General features: G+C 53.0%; 2 pseudogenes. One reads left to right on the forward strand and one right to left on the reverse strand.

The annotated features are described in order from the left end of the window. A pseudogene (locus tag ACIOUG_RS20725) lies at positions 1-148 on the reverse strand (electron transfer flavoprotein subunit beta/FixA family protein); the annotation flags it as partial. A 526-nt stretch (positions 149-674) separates the two neighbouring features. Here ACIOUG_RS20725 and ACIOUG_RS20730 point away from each other — a divergent pair. Then, positions 675-749, forward strand: a pseudogene (locus ACIOUG_RS20730) (hypothetical protein); the annotation flags it as partial. Positions 750-871 lie beyond the last annotated feature (122 nt).

The raw sequence follows: 871 nt of genomic DNA on the forward strand, positions 1-871 counted from the left end.
TCAGGCGTACGGCTTCTTCCACTGCGATTTCGCAGTACGGGTTCATCGACATCTTGACGTTGGCGAGGTCTACGCCGGAATTGTCCGCCTTGACGCGGACCTTTACGTTGTAATCCACAACGCGTTTGACAGCTACAAGAACCTTCATGGATTCCTCGTTACTCTCCGGTGAAAAGAAAGTCGCCTAGGCGAACCTGGCGGATGATGCTCATCGGGCACAAGGGCACCTCTAAAAACGCCGGCTGGGGGCGATGACCGTTCGTCAGTGGTGACTCACGGGTCATTGATCTGCACGGTGTGTAAACTGCGCACCGGACTTGCGCTGCGCATCACCTTGTACTGCCTGTGCCCTGTCTTTAGAGGTGCTCTTGAAACCGCCAGTCTGCCTACGGCGAGCGCAAAACCGCCCGTATCTTGACCGGAACGCCTATTCCGGTCAATACGGCAAAATGGCCGTTCATAAGCCGCGCTTCTTTGATTTCTCTGGGCTGGAGCCGATTCAAACAAACGTTTGTATTGGACGCTCAGAGTGGTGTAGATATAATGCGCCGCCTAGAGAGAATGGTGGTTTGCCCATTATTACCCTTGACGTTAACGTAAAGGCAATAACGGATGCGGCACCGAACCTCCAAATTAGAAAAAAAAACTGTTGAGCCTTGAGTAGGAGATAGCCTGTGGAACGCGAATACATGGAATTCGACGTGGTCATCGTCGGTGCCGGCCCCGCTGGCCTGTCCGCCGCCTGCCGTCTATAAGAAGGCCCCCGAAGACCGTAAGTAAAACACCGACTCAGAGTTCTAGAAAGGCTCCCATTTCGCCGCGCACAAAGCATATAGTGAGAAGTTGTAGAACCCCGCTCTCATAAAAAACT

Source organism: Pseudomonas sp. NPDC087803 (assembly GCF_044742995.1).
Lineage (GTDB): Bacteria > Pseudomonadota > Gammaproteobacteria > Pseudomonadales > Pseudomonadaceae > Aquipseudomonas.